General features: G+C 39.9%; 22 protein-coding genes. 11 read left to right on the forward strand and 11 right to left on the reverse strand.

The window, feature by feature from the left end; translation table 11 throughout:
* Window positions 1-67: 67 nt before the first annotated feature.
* Both ACYQ3A_RS10195 and ACYQ3A_RS10200 read right to left on the reverse strand, forming a co-directional pair.
* On the reverse strand, window positions 68-1,045 hold the full coding sequence (locus tag ACYQ3A_RS10195; protein WP_459897202.1) for a c-type heme family protein: 978 nt from the start codon (window positions 1,043-1,045) through the stop codon (window positions 68-70).
* A gap of 46 nt (window positions 1,046-1,091) precedes the next feature.
* The gene (locus tag ACYQ3A_RS10200) at window positions 1,092-1,955 is read right to left on the reverse strand and encodes a DUF4388 domain-containing protein (protein ID WP_459897203.1); all 864 of its coding nucleotides are present in this window, start codon (window positions 1,953-1,955) and stop codon (window positions 1,092-1,094) included.
* Between the two features lie 218 nt (window positions 1,956-2,173).
* Between ACYQ3A_RS10200 and ACYQ3A_RS10205 the strand changes: the two genes are divergently transcribed.
* Window positions 2,174-3,127, forward strand: a complete 954-nt coding sequence (locus tag ACYQ3A_RS10205; protein ID WP_459897204.1) for a hypothetical protein — start codon at window positions 2,174-2,176, stop codon at window positions 3,125-3,127.
* Here the strand turns inward: ACYQ3A_RS10205 and ACYQ3A_RS10210 are convergent.
* From ACYQ3A_RS10210 to ACYQ3A_RS10245, 8 genes are all read right to left on the reverse strand, one after another.
* Window positions 3,108-3,914 carry a menaquinone biosynthetic enzyme MqnA/MqnD family protein gene (locus tag ACYQ3A_RS10210; protein WP_459897205.1) on the reverse strand — a complete coding sequence of 269 codons (807 nt, stop codon included), beginning with the start codon at window positions 3,912-3,914 and terminating at the stop codon, window positions 3,108-3,110. The genes ACYQ3A_RS10205 and ACYQ3A_RS10210 overlap by 20 nt on opposite strands.
* The gene (locus tag ACYQ3A_RS10215; RefSeq protein ID WP_459897207.1) at window positions 3,908-4,837 is read right to left on the reverse strand and encodes a TIGR00269 family protein; all 930 of its coding nucleotides are present in this window, start codon (window positions 4,835-4,837) and stop codon (window positions 3,908-3,910) included. The genes ACYQ3A_RS10210 and ACYQ3A_RS10215 overlap by 7 nt, the downstream gene beginning before the upstream one ends.
* 8 nt (window positions 4,838-4,845) lie before the next feature.
* Window positions 4,846-5,817, reverse strand: coding sequence for a D-glycero-beta-D-manno-heptose-7-phosphate kinase (rfaE1, locus tag ACYQ3A_RS10220; protein WP_459897208.1), 972 nt, complete (start codon window positions 5,815-5,817; stop codon window positions 4,846-4,848).
* Window positions 5,817-6,497 (reverse strand): RadC family protein, encoded by a 681-nt coding sequence (gene radC, locus ACYQ3A_RS10225; protein WP_459897209.1) that lies wholly within the window; start codon window positions 6,495-6,497, stop codon window positions 5,817-5,819. Before radC ends, rfaE1 begins: the two co-directional genes overlap by 1 nt.
* Window positions 6,498-6,602: 105 nt before the next feature.
* On the reverse strand, window positions 6,603-9,407 hold the full coding sequence (gene ileS / locus ACYQ3A_RS10230; RefSeq protein WP_459897210.1) for an isoleucine--tRNA ligase: 2,805 nt from the start codon (window positions 9,405-9,407) through the stop codon (window positions 6,603-6,605).
* Window positions 9,408-9,428: 21 nt separating this feature from the next.
* Window positions 9,429-11,117, reverse strand: a complete 1,689-nt coding sequence (locus ACYQ3A_RS10235; RefSeq protein WP_459897211.1) for a radical SAM protein — start codon at window positions 11,115-11,117, stop codon at window positions 9,429-9,431.
* Entirely contained in the window at window positions 11,098-12,267 is a 1,170-nt protein-coding gene (locus ACYQ3A_RS10240; protein ID WP_459897212.1) for a cation:proton antiporter, read from the reverse strand. Before ACYQ3A_RS10240 ends, ACYQ3A_RS10235 begins: the two co-directional genes overlap by 20 nt.
* The gene (locus ACYQ3A_RS10245; protein ID WP_459897213.1) at window positions 12,268-13,674 is read right to left on the reverse strand and encodes an NAD-binding protein; all 1,407 of its coding nucleotides are present in this window, start codon (window positions 13,672-13,674) and stop codon (window positions 12,268-12,270) included. It lies immediately after the preceding gene.
* Between the two features lie 160 nt (window positions 13,675-13,834).
* Here ACYQ3A_RS10245 and ACYQ3A_RS10250 point away from each other — a divergent pair, with 160 nt between their 5' ends.
* Genes ACYQ3A_RS10250 through ACYQ3A_RS10260 form a run of 3 tightly spaced genes read left to right on the forward strand, consistent with a single transcriptional unit; the run spans window position 13,835 to window position 15,885 of the window.
* Window positions 13,835-14,569 (forward strand): ATP-binding cassette domain-containing protein, encoded by a 735-nt coding sequence (locus ACYQ3A_RS10250; RefSeq protein WP_459897214.1) that lies wholly within the window; start codon window positions 13,835-13,837, stop codon window positions 14,567-14,569.
* The gene (locus ACYQ3A_RS10255; protein WP_459897215.1) at window positions 14,569-15,516 is read left to right on the forward strand and encodes a SufB/SufD family protein; all 948 of its coding nucleotides are present in this window, start codon (window positions 14,569-14,571) and stop codon (window positions 15,514-15,516) included. The genes ACYQ3A_RS10250 and ACYQ3A_RS10255 overlap by 1 nt, the downstream gene beginning before the upstream one ends.
* Before the next feature lie 33 nt (window positions 15,517-15,549).
* Window positions 15,550-15,885, forward strand: a complete 336-nt coding sequence (locus tag ACYQ3A_RS10260) for a class II SORL domain-containing protein (RefSeq protein ID WP_459897216.1) — start codon at window positions 15,550-15,552, stop codon at window positions 15,883-15,885.
* A 24-nt stretch (window positions 15,886-15,909) separates the two neighbouring features.
* Here ACYQ3A_RS10260 and ACYQ3A_RS10265 read toward each other — a convergent pair whose 3' ends face one another.
* Window positions 15,910-16,509 (reverse strand): riboflavin synthase, encoded by a 600-nt coding sequence (locus tag ACYQ3A_RS10265; RefSeq protein ID WP_459897217.1) that lies wholly within the window; start codon window positions 16,507-16,509, stop codon window positions 15,910-15,912.
* Between the two features lie 59 nt (window positions 16,510-16,568).
* Between ACYQ3A_RS10265 and ACYQ3A_RS10270 the strand changes: the two genes are divergently transcribed.
* The 7 genes from ACYQ3A_RS10270 to mraY are packed head-to-tail and all read left to right on the forward strand — an operon-like array spanning window position 16,569 to window position 23,267.
* Window positions 16,569-17,492 (forward strand): Ppx/GppA phosphatase family protein, encoded by a 924-nt coding sequence (locus ACYQ3A_RS10270; protein ID WP_459897218.1) that lies wholly within the window; start codon window positions 16,569-16,571, stop codon window positions 17,490-17,492.
* On the forward strand, window positions 17,474-18,808 hold the full coding sequence (locus ACYQ3A_RS10275) for a UDP-glucose dehydrogenase family protein (protein WP_459897219.1): 1,335 nt from the start codon (window positions 17,474-17,476) through the stop codon (window positions 18,806-18,808). Before ACYQ3A_RS10270 ends, ACYQ3A_RS10275 begins: the two co-directional genes overlap by 19 nt.
* Window positions 18,808-19,431 (forward strand): CDP-alcohol phosphatidyltransferase family protein, encoded by a 624-nt coding sequence (locus ACYQ3A_RS10280; RefSeq protein ID WP_459897220.1) that lies wholly within the window; start codon window positions 18,808-18,810, stop codon window positions 19,429-19,431. Before ACYQ3A_RS10275 ends, ACYQ3A_RS10280 begins: the two co-directional genes overlap by 1 nt.
* Window positions 19,432-19,434: 3 nt before the next feature.
* Window positions 19,435-20,100 (forward strand): 2,5-diamino-6-(ribosylamino)-4(3H)-pyrimidinone 5'-phosphate reductase, encoded by a 666-nt coding sequence (locus ACYQ3A_RS10285; RefSeq protein WP_459897221.1) that lies wholly within the window; start codon window positions 19,435-19,437, stop codon window positions 20,098-20,100.
* A gap of 39 nt (window positions 20,101-20,139) precedes the next feature.
* On the forward strand, window positions 20,140-21,129 hold the full coding sequence (locus ACYQ3A_RS10290) for an ABC transporter permease (RefSeq protein ID WP_459897222.1): 990 nt from the start codon (window positions 20,140-20,142) through the stop codon (window positions 21,127-21,129).
* A gap of 4 nt (window positions 21,130-21,133) precedes the next feature.
* Complete coding sequence (locus ACYQ3A_RS10295) at window positions 21,134-22,186, forward strand: ABC transporter permease (RefSeq protein WP_459897451.1); 1,053 nt, start codon at window positions 21,134-21,136, stop codon at window positions 22,184-22,186.
* A gap of 4 nt (window positions 22,187-22,190) precedes the next feature.
* Window positions 22,191-23,267 carry a phospho-N-acetylmuramoyl-pentapeptide-transferase gene (gene mraY, locus ACYQ3A_RS10300; protein ID WP_459897223.1) on the forward strand — a complete coding sequence of 359 codons (1,077 nt, stop codon included), beginning with the start codon at window positions 22,191-22,193 and terminating at the stop codon, window positions 23,265-23,267.

Raw genomic sequence — 23,267 nt, forward strand, 5'->3', positions numbered from 1 at the left:
GAATAAACTAACAAATAAAAAAAGCCGCCAGACGGCGGCTTCTCATGAAGAACCAGTGTAAATATAGCTATCTCTTCTTCCTGAGTCTCTCCATTGCAATCTGGATACTTGCCCTCAACCTTTCAATAGCAATAGCAAGCTTTGTAATTTCATCTTTTACGCTTTCTTCTTTAAGTCCTCTCACTCCCAGGTCAACATCCAGCTTACCAAGGCTAATATCGTGAGCAGCTTTTGTAAGCTTCTCAATAGGAGCTATAATTTCTTTCTTAGCAAAGAACCAGAAGATGAGGAACGCAAGAACCAAAGCTGCAATGTTCCAGAAGTCAACAAGAGATATAGCTGTTGATATAATGCTTGGAGGAAGGATTGTAACACTAATAATACCTCTCAAATCACCAACTTTATAGTTAATAGCTCTATCAACGTTGTCTCCATATTTAGCTCTAAGAGCTTTCATAATAGCAGGTGGTATCTGCTCGGGTGTTCCGTGACATTTCAAACAACCCTCTTTAACGTAAATAGCCTTTGCAAATCTAAACTTGTCTCCGTCCCAGCTCCAAAATTCTCCTCCCCTTTCCTTACTCTTCATAATCTCCTTAATTGCGATGCTCTCCCACTTATCAGGCTTGTCCTGGGGTGCCATGTACCTGTCAGAGACAACCCTAAATGTCCAGCCGTATTCTGCCTTTGAAAGCTGCGAAAGCTCTCTTGTAGCAAGTGCAGGGTTGTGGAGGTAGAAGTGAGTCTCTCCAAAATCCATTAGAGCTTCTCCAGTTCCGTAAGCCTTTGCCGTTCCATTTTTCGTTTCAAATTCCATAAGGTAACCAATACCAGGAGTGTATTTATTCTTAGTCCACACGCCACCAAAGCTGGCTGACCACTTACGGAAAATCAAGATCTGTTGTGCAATACTTCTACCCTGAGAGACAAGACTCTTTTCGTAGGTTTTATCCAAAAGATGAATAAAAGACAGAGTCGAAAGTACAACAACAATTGCAAATACTACAAGAACCTTTTGGGTGATACTCAAACCTTTCAGCGTCATAACTCCCTCCTTCTCTCTTCTCTCTTATCTTAATATTTCTTGTATTTTACGATAGAATCTCCCTAAATTCTTGCCTAAACCTTTCTTTACAGTCTTCTCCATCAATTATACAACCGTCGGGGATTTTTTCAATAAGTGTCTCTATGAACTTGTCAACCGAATCAACAAAGAGTTGTGAAATACCAAGGTCTTCAAAGGTTTCATCTACCAGAAATTCGCCCATGGGTCCCAGAGCTTCTACAAGTCTTTCTCTCACCTGTTCTAACTTCTCTTCAGGAACTGTAGGTATTACAGAAACAGTTTTTCCCGCTTCAGACTCTTTTTTCTCAACAGGTGATATAATCCCTGCTGAGAGCAGTTTTCGAACCGTTGCGATTAGCTCCGAATAGGGAGTTCCAGCGAATAAAACCTGTTTGAGAGTCTTTCCTCTTAAGAATTCCTGAAAAACCAGGAAATCCTTCTTCTCAAGGGTTAACTGGTTAGAGGAGATGTCTCCAGATAGTGTAAACTGTGGATCAAGAAAAATAAGCTTTTTTATTGCTTCTGGAGTTTCATCAAGCTCCTTGGATAACTCCATAATCAAGTTGGTCATATCGGCTTTTCCACGCTCTTTTACGCTGATATTTTCATCTTTAAACTGGAATCTCCCATTTCTCCAGTAGTAAATGTAGTGGAGGAAGGATATTAGAGAGTCTGTAAACTTTGCTTCACCTTTCTCTGTTTTTTCCTTTAAAACCCGTAGGTTTGGAACTGTAGTATCAACGCTTATTATGTTGCCATCTTTGATGTAAAAGATTACTTTCCCATCCTCTCCACTTACTTCCAGCTTTCCCGATTTTTTCCCCACGTTAACAATCTGAAATACCTCAAGCAGCATTGAGATATCCCTTATCTCTCCTCTCAGTTCCATCCTATCCCCTCCATCTGACAATATTCTGTTATAAAGATGATTTAATTATCATTCTGAAGCTACTTTAGTAGATGAAGAATCTCTAAGGATTTTAAGTAGAGATTCTTCAGATTTTGTTCCCAGAATAACTGTAAATAACATCATTAACAATAAACTATTCAGTTGACATACAGTTTCATTATAATACAATTTTACCCAGATTAGAAGAGGAGGTACTGATGGCTCTCTCTCTTAATCAGGATATAAAAGCTGGAAAAAGCATTTATCACATCCAAACAGAATACTATAAAACATCAAACAAGATAATTTCAAATATATTTAAAGACGGAAAGGCTGTTAAAAGACTTGAGAAGGAAGTAGAAGAAGGAAAAGACCTTGATACACAAATCAAAGAATTTCACAAGAACATAGTTGAAAGACTTACAAAACCCACTCTCTTGAAAAAAGGAAAACCTGGAAGAGAAAGGTTCACCATTACAGACAGGCAGGAAGAAAGAATTGCACAGATCATCTATCCTTTCTTTGGTATTGCTACTTCCTTAGTAATTTCTGATGCCTTGAGATCTTCTTCCTCCTCGGATGAATTCATTGAAATGCTCCTTCACGACATTGAAGAAGAAAAAGCTGATGAGTTAAAAGAGAAAATCTCTTCCATACTTTCTGAGGTTACAGAGGAGAAGCCTAAGGAAGAGATAGTAAAGAAGGAGAAAGCTATCTTTCCAGAGGACAAGCTGACGGAAATTCTCTTTCCATACTTTGGCATTGCAACAGGAGCTATTGTTGAATCTGCAAGAAGTGTTTGGAATGGAAAAGTGGAGAACCTTCTAGACTTCCTATCTAAGGAACTTGAAGAGGAAATAAAAGACGAAGTTTTTGAGCAAATAAAGAAACTGTTCAACTCCGCTTCTTCAGAAGAACCTACCGTCAAAGTGGAAGAGAAGAGCACAGAAGAAGAAAAGAAAGAAAGGAAAATTGAAATGACAGATGTTGAAAAAGTTCTTCCTTTTCTCTCAGAACATTTTGGCATCTCAGCCTTTTTAGTTGCAGAAGAAGCCTTTGAGAAGTCGGAAGGAAAGGTTGATAAGTTTATTCAAGCTATTCTTCAAGAAGCTGAAGAAGAACAGAGAAAGGAAATTGAAAGTAAGCTTAGGTCTATACTGGGAGAAAGTTAAGGTCGGCTTTTACGTTAATAATTTCTGAAAATTTCTTCAGGCTCTCCAGCTCCTCACTTCGTAGGAAAAAGTTGAGGTTTTTAAGGTAGCTGCTGCACATCTTCTCTGGGAGATGGAGCTTTTCAGCATATCTCGAACTGATTTCGTCATAGGATTTCAATCCTATTTCTCTGGAAAGGAGAAGCTTTCTGTAGAACTCCTCAACTTCTCCTTTTTTTTCTTTGTAAGAATCTTTCCTTACAGCCCAGAGAGCAAAGACAAAGGGTAATCCATAAAGGTTGTACCACTCTTCTGCAAGATCGTATACAAACGGGAATCTTTTTAACCTGAAAATTCTCAGAGCGTCATCCCCTATGGTCAGAAGAGCAGTTGGATTTTTCGGCAGATTTCCTTCTTTCATGGAGTAGTAACGGTAGTTTGGTTCAACTCCATATACCTCTCTTAAAAGATACTTGAGAAGTTCCTTTGAAGTCATAGAACTCCTTGTTAACCAGACGTCTTTGCGATGAAGCTGATGAATTGGAACGGTCGAGAGAAACAGAACGCTGATAACCCTTTTCTTTGCAGATATTGAGAAATCTGGTAGAAGCAGATATTTATCACTGTTTTTCAGGTATTCGTAAGAAGAGATTACAGAGATATCAAGGATCCCTTCTCTCAACATCTTGTTAAGTTCAGAGGGAACATCCTCTTGAAATTCAATGCCTGAAGAGTCCACTCTACCGTTTAGAAAGCCATAGTAAACAGGAATTGTGTTGAGATACTCTATCTTTCCAACCTTTAACATCCCTCTTTTAACCTCTCAAGAGTTCTACAGACCGAACAGACAGGAGCTGTTGTGGGCATTCCGCAAACCTGACATTCGTTGAGCTCAAGCTGCTCTTTTAGCTCCTTCTCAAATAGGGGGCGGGCTCTCTTCAGAAACTCCTTGTAAAAACGCAGCTTTGTCCCGGGCATCTCATGTTCCAACATTGCAAGGGCTCTTTTGTAGAGAACGGAAGTTGCCTCTTTCGCATTTGGACATCCAGTCTCCAAATACTCTATCTTGTTCAGAATTGCATAGCTTACAATCTCTTTTTCTGTGAAGAAAGCAAAGGGTTTTACCTTCCTAGCAAACCCGTTACTCTCCGGCAGGACGGGATGCTGTCTTCCGAGGTATCCAATCTCCCACCTTATTGTGTTTGAAAGGAGAAGAGCAGACTCATCATCTAAATTATGACCTGTGGCAACAACCTTAAAGCCCTGCTCTTTACACATTTTATTCATCAGGTACCTTTTAAACGTTCCGCAGACTGAGCAGACATCTTTTCTTCCACTGCTCCTTGCTATCTCTTCAATTGAGTAACCAAACTCTTCCCTCATATTAAAAACGATTAAAGATCTTCCTATTCTCTCAGAAAATTTCTTACAGATTTCAAGGGATTTCTTTGAATAATCCCACCCTTCTATTCCAAGGCTTACGTGGAAGCCATAGGTTTCATAACCCAGCCTGTGCAGTGCGTACCATAGAGAAAGACTATCTTTACCGCCGGAAACGGCAACAAGGATTTTCTCCTCTTTTTTGAACATATTAAATTCTTTTATCGTTCTCGCTGTCTGTTTCTCAAACCACTCAACGAAGTGGTCTTTACAGAGAGCAAGTCTGTGGTGTCTAATATAAACAACTGCCTTCGTTCTCTTTCCTTTTGATTTACAGATTCTACAAATCATCTTTACCCCTATCTACTCCTAAGAGTTTTATAAGTCTCTAAAATTTCCACAACCGTTGTGGTTGCTGTTCCAAGTTTACCAACCACTATTCCAGCTGCAAGGTTTGCAATCTCTCCTGCCTCCACAGGAGTTGCCCCAGATGAAAGGGCTAAAGTGAAAACACTTATAACCGTATCACCAGCACCTGTCACGTCAAATACCTGTTTTGCCCTTGTTGGAATGTGCCTCTTAAAGTCTCTTCCCACAATTGAAAGTCCTTTCTCACTCCTTGTGATAACAGCATATTCGAGGTTAAATCTATTAATCAATCTATTCCCGGCCTCTTCAGCCTCTTCATCGGTTTCAGGTTTAATCCCAACAGCCTGAAACGTCTCCTTAATGTTGGGTGTCATAGTAGTAACATCTCTGTAAAATGGAAAATTCTTCTCTTTTGGGTCAAGTGTTATCGGTCTTTCTTCTCGGACTTTCCCTGTAATTTCAAAAAGTTCAGGAGTAATTACGCCCTTACCGTAATCGGAAATAATGATAGCGTCAAAACTCCTGAATTTCTTTGAGAGAATATCAAGAATCCTCTCCGAAATAGCACTTGAAACGTACTCTCTATTTTCCCAGTCTACTCTTAAAAGCTGCTGAGCTCCAGCAACTATCCTTGTTTTAACTGTTGTTGGTCTTTCGCTATCTTCTATAAGCCAATCAATATTGGCCCCAAGTTCCCTAAGAAGTGCTTTCAGTTTTTTCCCTTTCTCGTCTCTTCCGACAACACCAACAAGGTAGGGAACAGCTCCAAGAGATGATAAATTTGCAGCTACGTTTGCAGCCCCTCCCGGTTTAACCGTTACATCCTTTGCTTCAACCACTGGAACAGGAGCCTCTGGAGAAATCCTCTCCACTCTTCCAAAAATATACTCATCAAGCATGAAATCACCAACAACGAGCAGCTTCTTACCCTTAAAAGAATTCAGTATCTCTTCTTTGAACATCAGAGTAACCCTTCCCTTTTGAAACTGAAATAAGAACTTCTTCCAAAGATAATGTGGTCAAGGACTTCTATCTCAAGAAGTGAAGCCCCATTCAGAAGTTTTCTCGTAACTTCCATATCCTCAATGCTTGGTGTCGGATCTCCAGATGGATGGTTGTGAAAGAGAATAACCGCTGAGGCAATGTCCTTTACAGCAGGGTAAAATACCTCCTTCGGAGAGATTGAGGTAAAGTTTGTTCCACCTTTTGTTATTTCGTGAACAGAGATAAGTTTGCCTTTGGTATTGAGCGTCACTATTCCAAATACTTCAACCTTTAAATTTTTAAGTTTTATCCAGACAAGGTTTGCCACATCCTCAGGTGAGGTTATTTTTGGAGAAAAATCTTCAGTTGATAAGGCTCTTCTTCCCACTTCAAAAGTAGCAAGCAGGGTTATAGCCTTAGTTTTTCCAAGTCCTTTAAACGAAAGAAGTTCTTCAACGTGAGCCCTTGAAAGTCCACCTATTCCACCAAAGTGGTTGAGTACTTCTCTGGATAGATCTAAGACATTCTTTCCCCTAAGCCCGGTTCTCAGCAAAATGGCAAGGAGCTCTGAATCTGTCAAGTTCTCAGCACCAAACTTTAAAAGCTTCTCTCTGGGTCTATCAGACTCTGGAAGTTCCTTAATGGTATAGAGGGACATGGAACTCCTTTAAATTAGATCTTTCTAAACCATTATACCCCCCTTTAAAGGGGGGATAACAAAGATTTCCCCTTTACAAAAGGGAACCGGAGAGATTTCAGTAAATTAAGATTTCTTACTTTCCAATTCTCTTAAAACCTTTGCACACCTTTCGCAAACATCAGGATACTTTTCATCCTGTCCAACGGTAGTGCTGTAGATCCAGCATCTTTCACACTTCTGCCCTTCAGCCTTTTTAACTTTTACCTTCACTCCCTTCAATATCTCCTCATCCTCAACAGCACAGGATGGAGCAGCAGCAAGCTGCTTGACCTCAGCACCAGAGGTTATGAAAATGTAAGGAAGTTTTTCCTTGTACGCCTCAAGTAGTTCTCTTATCTCTCCGTCTGCATAAACTATAACCGAAGCTTCAAGTGAATGGCCTATCATCTTCTCAGCTCTTGCCTTTTCAAGAGCTTTGTTTACAAGGGATTTTACTCTTATAAGCTTTTCCCAGCGGGTAAGGAACTCTTCATCTAAAGCCTCACAGAGTGGTGGAAACTCTTCCAGAAAGACAGACTCCTTCTCTTTTCCTGGAAGATGGGAATAGACCTCTTCAGCAGTAAACGAGAGAATAGGTGCAATCAATGTTGTTAAACCGTAAAGAATCCTGTATATAGCGGTCTGAGCACTTCTTCTTTTCTTTGAATTTGGAGCTTCACAGTAAAGAGTATCCTTTTGGATATCAAGGTAAATAGAACTTAGTTCCGTTGCACAGTACTCATAAACCAGTCTATAGATTCTGTTGAATTTATAATCATTGTAAGCGTCAACAATCTCTTTGGCCAGAGCGAAAAATCTGTTAATAGCCCATCTATCGATTTCCTCCAGCTCATCATAAGAGAGAGCCATATCAGGAGCAAAATCGTAGAGGTTTCCAAGCATAAATCTAAAGGTGTTCCTGATCTTCTTATAAACTTCAACAATCTGTCTCAGAATGTTCTCAGAGATTTTCACGTCCTCTGTAAAGTTCTCACTTGAAACCCAAAGCCTCAGGATATCTGCACCAAACTTTTTAACAACGTCCTCTGGAGCAACTACGTTGCCGAGGGATTTGCTCATCTTGTGGCCTTTTTCGTCAAGTGTAAAGCCATGGGTTAAAACAGATACGTAAGGAGCTTTTCCTCTTGTCCCACAGGATTCTAAGAGGCTTGCCTGGAACCATCCCCTGTGCTGGTCTGAACCTTCAAGGTACAAATCTGCTGGCCAGGAAAGCTCAGATCTTCTTTCAAGGACAGCTGCGTGTGAAGAACCAGAGTCAAACCAGACGTCAAGAATATCCATCTCCTTCCTGAATTTCTCTCCACCACATTTCGGACACTTGAAGCCCTCAGGAAGGAGCTCCTTCGCATCCTTCTCATACCAAGCGTCTGCTGACTCTTTCTCAAAGATTTCAGCAACGTAGTCGGCAATCTCCTTAGAGTAGATAACCTCTCCACAATCTTCACAGTAAAAGGCAACAATTGGCACTCCCCAGATTCTCTGCCTTGAAATACACCAGTCCGGCCTTCCCTCAACCATATTTCTGATTCTCGTCCTTCCCCACTCAGGAATCCATTGAACCCTGTCGATCTCTTTCAGGGCAACTTCTCTGAGTGTCGGATTTCCTCTATCCATAGAAATAAACCACTGAGGAGTAGCTCTGAAGATAACCTTACCTTTACATCTCCAGCAGTGAGGATAGGAGTGGGAAATTTCGCCGGCAAAGAGAAGGTTCCTGGATTCTTTAAGCCTTTCAATTATCAGTTTGTTTCCTTCCCAGATTTTAATTCCTCTTAACCACTCTGGAGCTTCATCTGTAAACCTTCCATAGTCATCAACCGGAACAATGACTGGAAGACCGTACCTCAGACCAACTTGATAGTCTTCCTCACCATGACCAGGAGCAATATGAACAAGTCCGGTTCCAGTATCTGCCGCAACATAATCTGCAAGGACAACCTTTCCTTTTCTATCAACAAAGGGATGAACGTACTCAACTTCCTCGAGTTCACAACCTTTCAGCTTTTTAACAACTTCTCCTTCTATTCCAGTCTTTCCCTTAAAGTCCTCAAGGAGAGATTCTGCAACGATGAAAGCTCTATCGTCAGACTTTAGAACTACATAATCGAGCTCCGGATTGACAGCAACTGCAACGTTTGCTGGAAGAGTCCATGGAGTTGTTGTCCAGATGACAAGGTACGTATTCTCAGGGAAGTCTAATCCTTTATTCTCGGTAATCTCAAAAGCAACGTAAATAGATGGAGATACTTCATCTTTATACTCAATCTCAGCTTCAGCAAGAGCTGTCACACAGGTCGGACACCAGTAGACTGGCTTTTTGGCTCTATAGACAAGACCTTTTTCGTAAAACTTTCCGAGCTCCCTGACAATATCAGCCTGATACTTTGGATCCATTGTTATGTATGGATTTTTCCAGTCTCCAATAACTCCAAGCCTTATAAACTCTTCCCTCTGAAGGTTTACCCAGTTAGTGGCATACTCTCTACATTTTTTCCTGATCTCAACAGGATCAACCTCATCTTTTCTCTTCTTAATCTTCTGGAAAACCGCCCTTTCGATTGGAAGACCGTGGCAATCCCATCCAGGAACGAATGGAGTCTGATAACCCTGCATTGTTTTGGACTTTATAACAATATCCTTAAGAATCTTATTTAAAGCGTGTCCGATGTGGGTGTGACCATTTGCGTAAGGTGGTCCATCGTGAAGGATAAATTTCTGGTCACACTTGTGCTCTTCAAGCATTCTATCGTAAAGAGCTATCTCATCCCAGTACTTCAAAAACTCCTTTTCCTTCTTTGGCAGATTCCCTCTCATAGGGAAAGAAGTCTTTGGAAGATTGAGCGTATCCTTATAATCTCTCTTTTCCATTTATGCTCCTCCAATTGAGGCTTAATGGGAAGTAATTATATACTTTGAGAACTGTGAAAGTTGAGGAAAGAGAGTTAAAAGCTCCATGTTATCCTTGAAAGGTCTTTTCAGAATAATCTCGCTCGCAAGTTTTTTTGAAACACCTGGAATATAAGAGAGAAGCTTGTGAGAAATTTTGTTTATATCTACTGGGAGAGGTATTCCAATTACTGAACGCTCTCTATGACCGACAACAATTACATCCTTCACTGAAAAGAGTTCCAACTTCTCAGGAATCCTGACCAAAATCGGATAGCTGCCTATCTGTCTTCCAAGGGTGTGTTCACCATCGTGGGCTTCAAGAAGAACATCTTTAATAACCGTACCAACAGGAAAGACCTTTTTCATCATCGGAAGATCAATTTCTTCCCTTACAAACTGCTTAAACTTCTCAAACTCTTTCCTGTACTTTGTTTTTGCCCTCTTAACCATCTCAGAGATTGGCGTTTCTTCAAAGACCATAACCTGTCTGATATTGATACGTCTCAAAAGCAATCCTTCATCAAGAATCGATTTCAGAAAATCCTTATTCTTTTCAAAGGTTTTCTTCGTTTCTCCTGGAAGTCCAACCAGAAAGTTTACCCCGGGGAGAAGTTTATAAAGTCCATCTTCTCTTTCTTTAAAGGCTCCTATCTCATTGACTATTCTAATTGCCTTCTTTATCCCCTCAGGGTTAACTTTCAGGAAGTTTTTCTTAATCACCTCTTCATCTGCCGTTTCAAGCCCAAATGGAGCGACATCCCCTTCTGTGTCATATCTGGCAATACAGGAGAGGGTTTCTTTGGACTTTTCAGGATGGGCATCTATTGTTCCGGCATTTACGTTATCTATATGGAGTGTCTTTATGTTTCCAGTCTCTCTGATTGAGCGAAAAAGGTTGCAAATAACGTCAACATTTGGAACGGGAAACTCTCCATCTGAAGGGATAGCCTTATACCCAAGGATGTTTGGCTGCCTCCCGATTCTGAAATATTTAACTCCAGCCTCGTAAAGAGCTCTTACCTCATCAACTACTTTTTCAGGCTCTCTCTCATCTGGATGACCATAAAAGGCCTCTGTACAGTAGGAACAATGGTATTTCCTTTCACATCCTCTAAATGTTTCAATTTCACAGATTACATACGGAAAGTAAGGATGTTTTCGGACAATGAAAGCTCCTAATGGAGCAAACCTATCAACATGTTTAACCGTTCTCCTCTCTAAAAAAACCCCTTCAGGAAGCTCCTTATCCTCCATCAAAGCTTTACCAACATAATAGGCTGCAAGTTCTACATCTCCCTTTACAACAAGATCGTAGTTTTCAAAGAGGAGTGGCTTTGCTTTAACTCCCCCTTTCAGGGCAAACCCAAACTTTACAGGACCTCCCACGAGCTTATAGATAGGAAGTTCCCCGATCTCTTCAATCTCTCTCTCTGTTATTGGCTTACCACCAAGGTATCTACCCGGAACTGTCATTCCAGTTATGAGAAAGACGACATCTGAGTCCTTTAGAAGCTCTCTTTTCTCTTCATCTTTTCTGTACTGGTCGATCGTAACGTACTCTATGCTCTCTTCCGGGATTCCAGAGAGGACTAAAGCTCCGGCAACATATCTAACATAAGTGGAAATGTAAGGTGGAACACCAAGGCATGTTGGCTCGTCAACATATCCATCAAGAATTGTTATTCTCAACCTTCTCCTCTTTGTAAAGTAAGTTGAATATAGTTGGAGCAAGTATTCCCGTAACGATAGACAGTAAGATCAAAATACTCTCCAGGTGTTCATCTATCACACCCAGTTCCTTACCGAGCTCTGCTGTAACAATCACAAGAGTTAAGGGAGCAGAGAGAAGAAAACCTCCTGCAACAGCCTTTCTAAAACTGAGCCTCTCAAACATCAAGATCAGAGAAGGAATAACCTTAGCACTAAAGCTTACAAGAACAAGAATTCCAAGTAAAGAAAGCGTATGGAGACTGAGCTCCGGCATTTTAAAATTTATACCCACATAGATGAAAAATATAGGAATTAGAAAACCGAAACTAACCCCTGAAAGCTTTTCCTCAATGCTTTCGGTATCTTCAAAAACCGTTGCAAAGATCATCCCTGCTATGAATGCACCAATTATAGGTTCTATATGGATTGCGGATGCAGCAACAGAGAGCATAAACATTACAGCTAAACTGATTCTAACTCCGATCTCAGAAGGATTCTTTTCAAAAAAAGACTTAAAACGATTTGGATACCACCATACAAAGCTTTTGAGAAAGAGCAGAACAACTCGCGCAATTACCAAATAGATAACCAACTTTAAAATCCCTATCCAGAACTCAAATCCAAAACGAAATTCAGTATAAAGGGTAAAAAGAGTTAATACAGTGATACTCACAACTTCTCCAACAATTCCTGTTAAGAATACAGTCTTCCCAAAAGAGGTACTTAGAATAGATTTTTCCCTCAAGACTGAGACCACAATACCCACCGAAACAACTCCAATTGCAATTGAAACTACAGCAGGAAGAGAAAGCTTAGAACCTAAGGTAAACGCAAAGGAAAAAACCAAAAGAGGAATCAAAATCAATACCAATTTCGTTTTTAAACTCAAACGAGCAATCTCTTTAAGCTTTACTTCGAGTCCAGCCACAAACATAAGCAAAAGGAAACCAAAAGAGGCAAGGAAATCCAACCACTGGGACGGTTCTACAAGGTTTAAAACAGACTTTCCAATTACTATTCCGTAGAGTATCTCTCCAACAGCCACAGGAATCATTAATAACCTGCTAAGGAAGGGAACAAAAAGAATCCCTAAGGCAATTAAAATGATTGAAATAAGGGAGTTCTCCATCTATTCACCCACACAGATTAAAATTGAAGAACAGTGAGATTTGTGAATCATGTGATACGGCGGATAAGGATTAAACCAATTGGTTTTCCTTCCTTTTCTCGCTCCAACTATGGTAAGATCAAAGTTCTTGGAAGCCTTTGCAAATTCACTAATTGGATTTCCCGTAGAAAGTTGAAATTCTATAGGAATTTTGTACATGTTTGAAAACTTAACAATTCTTTCTCTCAACTGACTCACCTTTTTATCGCTACCACTCATGGAAACGTGGAGTGCTGTTAACTCTGCACCGAGCATTATTGAAAGCTCTATTCCCACCTCAAGAGCTCTGAAACCACTAAAAGAGCCTGAAACCGGAACAAGCATTTTCTTCACAGGAGTTGTTCCTCTCGCAATCATAACAGGAGAGTACGTCTCTTCAGCTATTAAAACTGGAAGTGTTTTTATCCCAAGGAAAAGAGGAAATTCTTTATACTTATCAGGCATGACAATCAGACCAAAGTTTTCATCCTTGATGGCTTCAAAGAGCTCTTTTTCACAGAAGTTTAACTCCTTCAAATTTACAATGTTTTTCTCTTCTCTTGAAAAGAACCCCTTTAAATCGGAAGTCGCTTTGAAGCATGTGTATATGGACACCTTTTGTAGCCTTGTATTATCCAGGAAAAACTTTGCATCCTTGAGAATTTTCTCATTTCTCTCCGGAAGGAATACAACTTCTTCAACCCCAAACTGTAAAGGAAATTGAGGTTCTCCAGACCTTATAAGTCCTGCTATGTATTTGAGAACCTTTGGATCTCCAATTATAAGGACTCTATCACCAGGTTTTACAACTGTTTTGGATTTTGGAATTATGAGTTTTTCACCTCGAAAAATTGCAACTATTTTCCACCTTCGGGACGAAAACTTCCCCACAGGATAGCCTGCTATTATGGATGTAGGCATGACGGTTACTTCGATTATCTCTCCTTTTCCAAGTCCAATATTGGTTGGAGTTACTATTCCTGATTCAATCTGTTTCTCAAGAAGGGAAGCAGTTGCAACGGCTTTATCGATATAATTGATTCCTTCTTTCTCATACCGCCCATCATGTTCTGTGCTATTTGAAACGGCAAAGATTGAGGGAACATCAAACTCTTTTGCCAGCTTACAGGCCTCAATGTTAACTTCATCGTCTCCAGTACAGGCTACAAATACTTTGGCTTCTTCTATTCCAGATTTCTTAAGCATGAGCTTGCTGGTTCCGTCTCCCTGAAGAAGAACAACTCTGTTCATCGACTCAGAATCAAGAATTTCCACAATTTTCTGTAGTTTCTCACTATCTTCATCGATTACAGTTATGAACCAGTCTTTCTTAAGCCTTTTTATCAGCTCTCTCCCTACTTCCCCTGCCCCAACAATTATCAGTTTCATTCTCTCTCCTGAATTAATGACTGAATTCAAATTTGAATTTTATTACACTCGTTGTAAACTTAAACTAAAATAAAAATAATTCTCATTAAGGACGAAAAAGGTATTGACATTCTGGAACTTTGGTACTAAGATTCTAAATAAGCTCTATCAGGAGGTAGCAATGGAACCAATATTGACGGTCAACAACGTAAAACTGACAATCGATGAAAAACCAATCCTCAAGGGAGTCAATCTGGTAGTCAACAAAGGCGAAATTCATGCTATTTTGGGACCCAATGGTGCAGGTAAATCTACGCTTGCGAATCTCATTATAGGAATTAACGATCTACGGTCTCCTACTGAGGGGGAAATTATTTTCAAAGATAAAATTCTCAACGGACTCGAAATTTCTGAGAGAGCAAAGCTTGGAATAACCCTCGCATGGCAGGAACCTGCAAGATTTGAAGGAATTACAGTTGAGGAATACTTGAAACTTGCTGGAAGAAACAATCCAGACTTCGATGCTGAAGAATGTTTAAAGTTTGTAGGATTAGACAGTAGTTATCTGTTTAGATATGTTGATGATACTCTTTCTGGAGGGGAAAGAAAAAGAGTAGAGCTTGCATCTATTCTTGCAATGAGGCCAGAACTGGCAATACTTGATGAGCCCGACTCTGGAATTGATTTTGCCTCCATGGAAGACATTGCAAGAATGCTCAAAACAATGAGAGATAGAGGTACAACAATCCTGATGATTACTCATAGAGAAGAAATAGCAGAAATAGCAGATAGAGCATCCCTTATGTGCGATGGAAGAATCATTCAAACAGGTGATCCGAAGGAGGTTGGAGAGAAGTTCAAAAACATGTGCACCAAGTGTGAGGTTAAAAATCCACAACTTGTTGGAGGTGAATAATGACTACAGCAAAAAACCTTTTAGATACAGTCAGGAAAAAGTTCATAAAGATTGGGCTCTCTGAAGAGCTCTTTACAAAAAATAAGTTTAACCTTCTCGTTGACAGGAACAAGATAGTTATTAGATATCCAGCACCAGGGGTAAGGTCAGAAGTCATAGAAACACCTACTGGTGTAAAAACGAAAGTTTACATTGAGCCCGGGACAAGGCTTGAAGAGCCTGTAACCTTATGCTTTGGAGCAGCAGATAATACAGACCTTCAAACAACAGAAGGTGAAATAATCGTAGGAGAAGGAGCAGACGTTAAGTTTCAAGTTTACGGTGCAATGGCAGAGGGAATTAAACTCAAACACGTTGCAAAAACTAAGGTAATTGTCGAGAAGAATGCAAGATTTGAGTTTATAGATGTCCACTACAACGGGGAAAATACTCTTATCGAACTTGATACCGAAACTGATGCATATGTTGGGGAAAATGCCTATTTCAAAAGTGTTTTCAAGCAGATTAAAGGGAGAGCTGGAAAAGTTAGGGTAAATCTTAAAGCAAAAGTTGACAAGAAGGGAATTGTTGTATTTGAAACAAAGATGATAGGTAAGAAAGATGACGAGATAAAGGTAGAAGATATAATCTATCTTGACGGAGAAGAATCCAGAGGAATCTCTAAGAGCCGTATCATTGCAGTTGACCAAGCAAAAGCAGAATTCATAGGGGAAACTTACGGAAATGCCCCAAGGTGTAGAGGTCACATAGATTGTTCTGAAATTATAAGAGGAAAAGATGTGGTAGTTAAAGCAGTTCCTGTAGTTGTGGTTAAAGACGAAACTGCAAAAGTTACCCACGAAGCAGCTATTGGTAGTATAGATAAGAAACAACTTGAAACTCTAATGGCAAGAGGGCTTACAGAAGAGGAAGCCGTGGACGTGATTGTCCAGGGTATGTTGAGATAAACTTTAAACTTAACATTTAAAGGAGGGAAAGAAATGAAAGTGCACGGACCAGAACCAGAGGGCAAAAGAAAACACACACCTGTAGTGGAAGCCCCTTGTAAAGTTAAGAAAGGTGAATGGTTTGAAGTAAAGGTAACTGTTGGTAAAGACATTGCCCACCCAAACACAAAGGAACATTGGATTGAGCACGTATCACTTTGGGCTGGAGACTTCCTCGTAGCAAGAGCAGACTTTGAACCAGAAAGGGCTGCATCAGAAGTTGTCTTTAAAGTAAAACTTGAAGAAACAACAACCCTTACTGCTCATGCATACTGCAATCTTCACGGCCTCTGGCACAGTGAAGATGTCACAGTAGAAGTTGAAGAGTAATTTCCGGCGCCCTTACGGGCGCTTTTATTTTAAAATTCCACACTTAACCATTCTCTCCACATACTTTCCAATAATATCAAACTCCAGATTAACAATATCACCTGGTCTCTTAAGCTTTAGAGTTGTGTTCTCATAAGTATGAGGAATAACTGCAACTGAAAAAATATCTGCAAAAAGAGTTGCTATTGTAAGACTTATTCCATCAATTCCAATAGAACCTTTTTCTACAACTAAGTGCCTGTATGCTGGTGGCAGTTTGAAAGAAAACAGAAATCCTGTTCCTTCTCTTTTTATCCCTACCACCTTTGTTATAGTGTCAACATGCCCCTGTAAGATATGTCCACCAAGACGATCAGAAAATCTTAAAGCCCTTTCAAGGTTTACAAAATCGTTAGTTCTCAAAGTTCCAATATTACTTCTTCTTAAAGTTTCAGCAGAAACATCAAAAGTAACGGAGTCTTTTTCAAAAGAGACAACAGTTAGACAAACGCCATTAACAGAAATACTATCCCCTATTTTTACATCCTCTGTTATCTTTTGACATCCGACCTTTAAAACAGCAGATTGAGAACTCTTTTTCAAGGAAAGAACTCTTCCTACTTCTTCTACTAAGCCTGTAAACATATTTCTCTCCATTTTGGTGTAGAATTTTGATTCAATTATATCGAGGAGGGAAAGGACACTTGAGAATAGCTACTATTGATATCGGAACCAATTCAACAAGGCTTTTAATAGCAGATGTTAAAAATGGGGAAGTTGAACAAATTTTCAAGACAGGAAGAGTAACAAGACTTGGAGAGGGAGTAAAGAAAACAGGAAAACTATCAAAAGAAGGTATCGAAAGGACTATTGAAACACTTAAAGAGTTTAGAGAGCTGGCAGAGAAGTATAGTGTAGAAAAAATAATAGTTGTTACCACAGAAGCTGCAAGATTGGCAGAAAATGCAAAAGAGTTCATATCAAAAGTGGAAAATCTGGGCTTAAAAATCGAAATTCTCTCAGACAGAGAGGAGGCTGAAGTTGTTTTCACTGCCAACGTTCTCCATTTTAACCCTTCAGGAAAGGCTATGACAGTCGACCTTGGAGGTGGAAGCACAGAAATCGTTTTCGGTAGCAAGAATAAAGTAGAGTATCTAAACAGTTTAAAATTTGGCGTTGTTTTCCTTCACGAAACCTTTATCAAGTCGGATCCTCCAGAAGAAAGTGAACTTAAAGAAATGGAAACTTTTATAAGAAACGAACTGCTAAAAGTAAAAAAGGAAATTCCGCAAGAGAACTTCGTTGTCTATGCTGTCGGAGGAACCATAACTTCTGTTGTTGCAATGGAAGAACAGATGACAGTTTATAAGCCAGAGATTGTTCATGGATATGTTGTAACAGAGGACCTCATCAAAAAATGGTATCAAAAGCTCTCCTCTATGACAATTGAAGAGAGGAAAAAAATAGTTGGTCTTGAAGAAAACAGAGCTGATGTGATAATTCCTGGACTTGTCTTTTTCTCCATCTTTTGCGAAGTCTTTAAGAAGGATAAATTGACGGTTAGCGAGTTAGGATTACTTTACGGATTAGCACTAAAGGAGGCAGTCAAATGTCATCAAAAAGGATAGCAGTAATAGGTACAGGATACGTTGGCCTTGTATCCGGAGCTTGCTTTGCCTATTTAGGCCATAAGGTTATCGGTTTAGATATAGATGAAGAAAAGATAAAGAAGCTTAGAAGGGGAGAAGTTCCAATATATGAACCAGGCCTTGATAGGATACTGGAACAGGCTTTAGAGAGAGGAAATATCGAATTTACAAATGACTATGAGTATGCTGTTAAAAACTCCGACTTTATCTTTATAGCCGTTGGAACTCCTTCGCGAGATGACGGTTCAGCAGATCTATCGTACGTTGAAAGTGCTTACAGAAGTATAGCTAAGCATATAGATAACGAGGATTTCAAGATTATTGTCAACAAATCGACTGTCCCGGTTGGTACTGGAAGATGGGCTAAGGAGTTTATAAAAAATCTCCTCAAAGAGAAGGGTGTAAAAGATCCTGAAGAAAGATTTGAGGTTGTCTCAAATCCTGAATTCCTGAGAGAAGGTAAAGCTGTAGAAGACTTTATGAACCCGGATAGAGTGGTTGTTGGGGCAGATAACAGGGATGTAGCTGGTATGGTTGCCTCTTTGTATGAGAAACTCCAGCCTGCAATGCTGATAACTGATCTTCCAACAGCAGAAATGATCAAGTACGCTTCTAATGCTTTTCTGGCAACAAAAATTTCATTTATAAATGAAATAGCAAACATCTGTGAGAAAACAGGAGCAGACGTAACCGTTGTAGCAAGAGGAATGGGACTCGATCACAGAATAAGTCCACACTTCTTGAATGCAGGATGCGGTTTTGGCGGAAGTTGTTTCCCGAAAGACGTAAAGGCACTTATCCACACTGCTAAGGAGGTAAATGGAAAACCTTTACTTCTTGAATCTGTGATTGAAGTTAATGAAAGACAAAAGTTAAAACCAGTAGAGAAATTGCTGAAACACATACCAAACCTAAACGGAAAAACCGTTGCTGTATGGGGACTTGCATTTAAACCGGAAACCGACGACATGAGGGATGCACCATCCATACCTATAATTAAACAGCTACTTAAACTTGGCGCTAAGGTTAAAGCTTACGATCCGGTGGCAACTGAAAATGCAAAACAAGTCTTCAAAAGCGAGATAGAAAACTACGGAGAGAAGCTGGAATTTACCGCCGATAGGTACAGCGCTTTGGAAGGAGCAGATGCTCTAATACTTGTTACCGAATGGCAAGAGTTCAAAGAGATAGATTTTGATAAACTTAAAGGAAAAGTTGTTATTGATGGCAGAAATATCTGGGAACCTTCTATCATAAAGCAGTTTTGTATGTATGAAAGTATAGGGAGACCGTAATGAACATTACCAGTAAAAGAGATACTTTGAAGAAGTTCTACTCCCCATTTGGATCGGTTCTTGCTAAAGCAAACGTTTCTCCAAACGTTATTACATTGAGTGCAATTATTACCGGAACAATTGCTGCAGTTCTTTATTACTCAGGACATCCAGTTCTTGGAGCTTTTATGCTCTTTACCTCCGGAGTTCTTGATCTCTGCGATGGATACGTTGCAGTTAACAACAGGAAGGCAACAAAATTTGGAGCTGTGTTTGACTGGCTGGCAGATAAGTGGGTAGATGGTTTTGTGCTCGGTGCTGTTGCTCTACGCTTTGCTAACGAATGGGTTGCTCTGCTGGCTGTCGTGTCAACAATGCTTCACACCTTTATTAAACCCGTTGCATATGCAGAAATTGGATACGAAGAAAGAACAACTGGTAAGATCAAAGATCCTCTTGAGAAAACAGGCTTCTTTGGAAGACCAGAAACGTTTCTTGTTCTGTTTATTTCTTCCATCCTTTACCCGTTCCACCACAAAATCCTTACCTATGGAATAGAGCTCATAGCAGTTATGTCTTTCCTTTCACTGCTTCACAGAGTTTTCTATCTCTACAAACGATACAGCAAAGAGTATGAGGAGTAAATAATGAAAAGACCTTACGTGCTCATAGTTTCAGAAGTAACCATTGATGGAAAGTTGACCCTTGCAAAGGGAGTTTCAAGCAAAGAGATAATGAAATTAATGGATGAAGAGGCAAACAGGTATCTCCATCAGATAAGAGCTGAGTGCGATGGAATTATGGTCGGAGCAAACACCGTAAGGATTGACAATCCGAACCTCACAGTAAGGTACGTTGAAGGAAAAAACCCTACAAGGATTATTCCAGCATCAACAGGGGATATACCTCTTGATGCCAATGTTTTGAATACAGACGTAGCACCTACGGTGATTGCCGTTTCAAGAAAAGCTCCAGCTGAAAGACTGGAAAAATTAAAAGAAAGAGGAGCTCAGGTTGTTGTTGCAGGTGATGAAAATGTAGATTTTGTAGAGCTCCTTCCAAAGCTTTATGAGATGGGAATCAAAAAGCTCATGGTAGAAGGTGGAAGCAAAGTAAACTGGGAACTTATAAAAAATGACCTTGTTGACGAGATAAGGTTAATCCACCTTCCTGTAGTAGTTGGTGGAGATGACGTTCCTTCACTTGTTTCCGGAGAAGGATTCAAAACCCTTGAAGCAGTAAAGAGATTTAAGATTAAAAGAGTCTTTCAATGCGGAAATCAGGTTATAACAGAGTATGAAAGAACGTTATAACAATCTTCTTCAAACAAACAGGGAAATAAAGAAAGGCTAATGTTTAAGTACCTTTTAAAGCGCCTCCTTCAGATGATTCCAATTGTTATTGGAATGACGTTTGTTTCCTTTCTCATCATTAAACTTGCTCCAGGGGACTTTTTCACACAGCTTGAGATGAATCCTTCCATTTCAAAAGAGACGATTGAGGAGCTCCGAAAGCTTTACGGTCTCGATCAAAACATCATTATCCAGTACTTTCACTGGCTCTGGAACGCACTCCACTTCAACCTCGGCTACTCCTTTGCCTATCACAAACCTGTAACTGAACTGATAGGAGAAAGACTACTAAACACCTTAGAACTTACAGTTTCCTCTTTTATCCTATCATGGCTTATATCAGTTCCTCTGGGAATAATTGCCGGCGTCTACAACGGGAAACTTCTTGACAGAATAATTTCTTTCCTCTCCTTCTTTGGAATCTCTATTCCCAATTTCTTCTTAGCATTTATTCTGATGTACTTTGCAGCAAAAACGGGAATTTTTCCCATTGGTGGAGTTGTTTCGCAGAACTACGAAGAGCTTTCTTTTTTCGGGAAAATCCTTGACAGGCTCTGGCACATGGCAATCCCGCTGACTGTCCTTGTTATTGGAAGCATAGCTGGGCTTTTAAGACTTGTTAGAAGTACAATTATCGACGAACTAAATAAGGACTATGTAAAAGTAGCAATAGCAAAAGGAATCCCCTACAGAGTTGTTGTAATGAAACACGCCTTCAGAAATGCACTGAATCCTTTCTTGACCCTTATCGGTTTTGATATTGCTGGGCTTCTTTCTGGAGCTGCCCTCATCGAAATAATAACTGCCTGGCCAGGAATGGGAAGATTGATGTTTGATGCAGTCATGTCTCAGGATCTCTTCCTTGTCATGGGTTCTCTCTACATTGGCGGAATAATGCTCGTTGTTGGAAACCTTATAGCAGATATTCTCCTTGCCCTCAACGATCCGAGAATAAGAGAGAAAGAAGTGGAAGGAAAAGTTGCTGGATAGAATAATGAAATTTTTAGAAGGTCTTTACAGGAAGAATAAACTGGCAGCTTTCTCCTTTGTATTACTCCTTTTCCTCTACTTTGTAGCCCTCTTTGCCGATTTTCTTGCACCATACCCTTATGATATCCAGTTCAGACACAATCCCTACCATCCACCAACACCAATTCACTTCTTTGATAGGGAAGGAAACTTTCATCTGAGACCTTTTGTCTATGGCCATAAACTTGTTGACTCTGTAACGAAAACTTATGAAACAGATTACTCCCGAATCTATCCAATTGAATTTTTCGTTAGGGGACATACCCATTACCTGTTTGGTTTCATAAAGACCGATATTCACCTTTTCGGCGTTAAAGATGGCCATATCTTTTTATTTGGAACGGATAGACTCGGAAGAGATATATTTTCCCGACTTCTCTATGGAACAAGAATTTCTCTAACCATAGGTTTGATTGGTGTTGCCATCTCATTCTCAATAGGGATTTTAGTAGGTTCAATTGCAGGTTACTTTGGTGGAAAAGTTGACAATGCAATAATGAGACTCATTGAAATACTCATGGCTTTCCCTGCCTTCTATTTAATGCTTGCTCTAAGATCGATGTTTCCGGTTGATATACCAAGTGTTCTTGTTTTCATAATAATCATCGCAATACTCTCTCTTATAGGCTGGGCAGGACTATCCCGAGTTATAAGAGGTATGGTTCTCTCCATTAGAGAACTTGAATTTGTAAAAGCTGCAAGGGTCCTTGGAGGTAGCCACTTTTATACTATAGTTAAGCACGTAATACCAAACACTCGATCTTATGTTATCATTGCAGCAACCTTGAGTATTCCCGGCTACATCCTCGGCGAATCCGCCCTCAGTTTGATCGGACTGGGAATTCAGGAACCTTACCCATCATGGGGTAACATGCTTTCTGAAGCAAGCAACGTTCACGTTCTCTCTGCTTACCCATGGGTTCTTTTGCCCGGATTTGCAATTTTCGTGGTTATAATGGCCTTCAACCTTCTTGGAGATGGATTGAGAGACTACTTCGACGTAAAGATGGAGAGGTAACGGTATGCTGTACCTTCTTTTCTATCAGATACTTGGGATAATCCTATTCAAATACATAACGTTTAGAAGCATCTACGCTGCTATCACCGCCATGATTGTAGGATTTCTCTTGTTCCCCTATTTTGAAAAGAGATTAAAAAATCTGCAGTTCAAACAGACAATAAAAGAATACCTTCCGGAAACTCACAAGAAGAAAAACGTTCCCACAATGGGAGGACTACTTATTATTACTGCTCTGGTTTTTTCCATCATCCTCTGGAACAATCTTTCTGAACCTTTTGTATGGCTATGTCTCTTAGCTATCACAGGATTCGGAGTAATAGGTTTCATTGACGACTACATTAAAGCAAAGCTTAAAAATCCTGAAGGACTCTCTGAAAGAAAGAAGTTCATATCCCAGATTACTGTAGCCACTCTGATAGCGGTAGTACTTTACTCGATGGACTTTTCTACGGAACTTTACGTCCCTGTGTTCAAGAATATCCACATAGATCTAGGATACCTCTTTATTCCCTGGGCAGTTTTTGTGATTGTTGGTACTTCCAACGCTGTTAACCTTACCGATGGACTTGATGGCCTTGCAATAGGTCCTGTAATCACGACCAGTTTTGTCTTTCTCGTCTTCTCCTACATTGCCGGAAACGTAAAACTGGCAAATTATCTCCATCTTCCCTATGTTCCCGGAGCAGGTGAGTTGGCAATTATCTGCGCCGCCGTCATAGGAGCTTCACTTGTCTTTTTATGGTTTAATGCATATCCTGCAGAAGTTTTTATGGGAGACGTCGGTTCACTTTCACTTGGAGCTCTCCTTGGAACAGTAGCAATAATCACAAAGGAGGAGTTTATACTTGCAATTGCCGGCGGAGTTTTTGTTCTTGAAACACTCTCTGTAATTATTCAAAGATACTATTTCAAATACACCAAAAAGAAGTATGGAGAAGGAAGAAGAATCTTCAGAATGGCTCCACTTCACCACCACTTTGAGAAGAAAGGATGGGAAGAACCTAAGATAACTGTGAGATTCTGGATTATTTCAATAATTCTTGCTTTGATAGCTTTAAGTATGCTGAAGATTAGGTGA

This window comes from Desulfurobacterium crinifex (assembly GCF_054656775.1).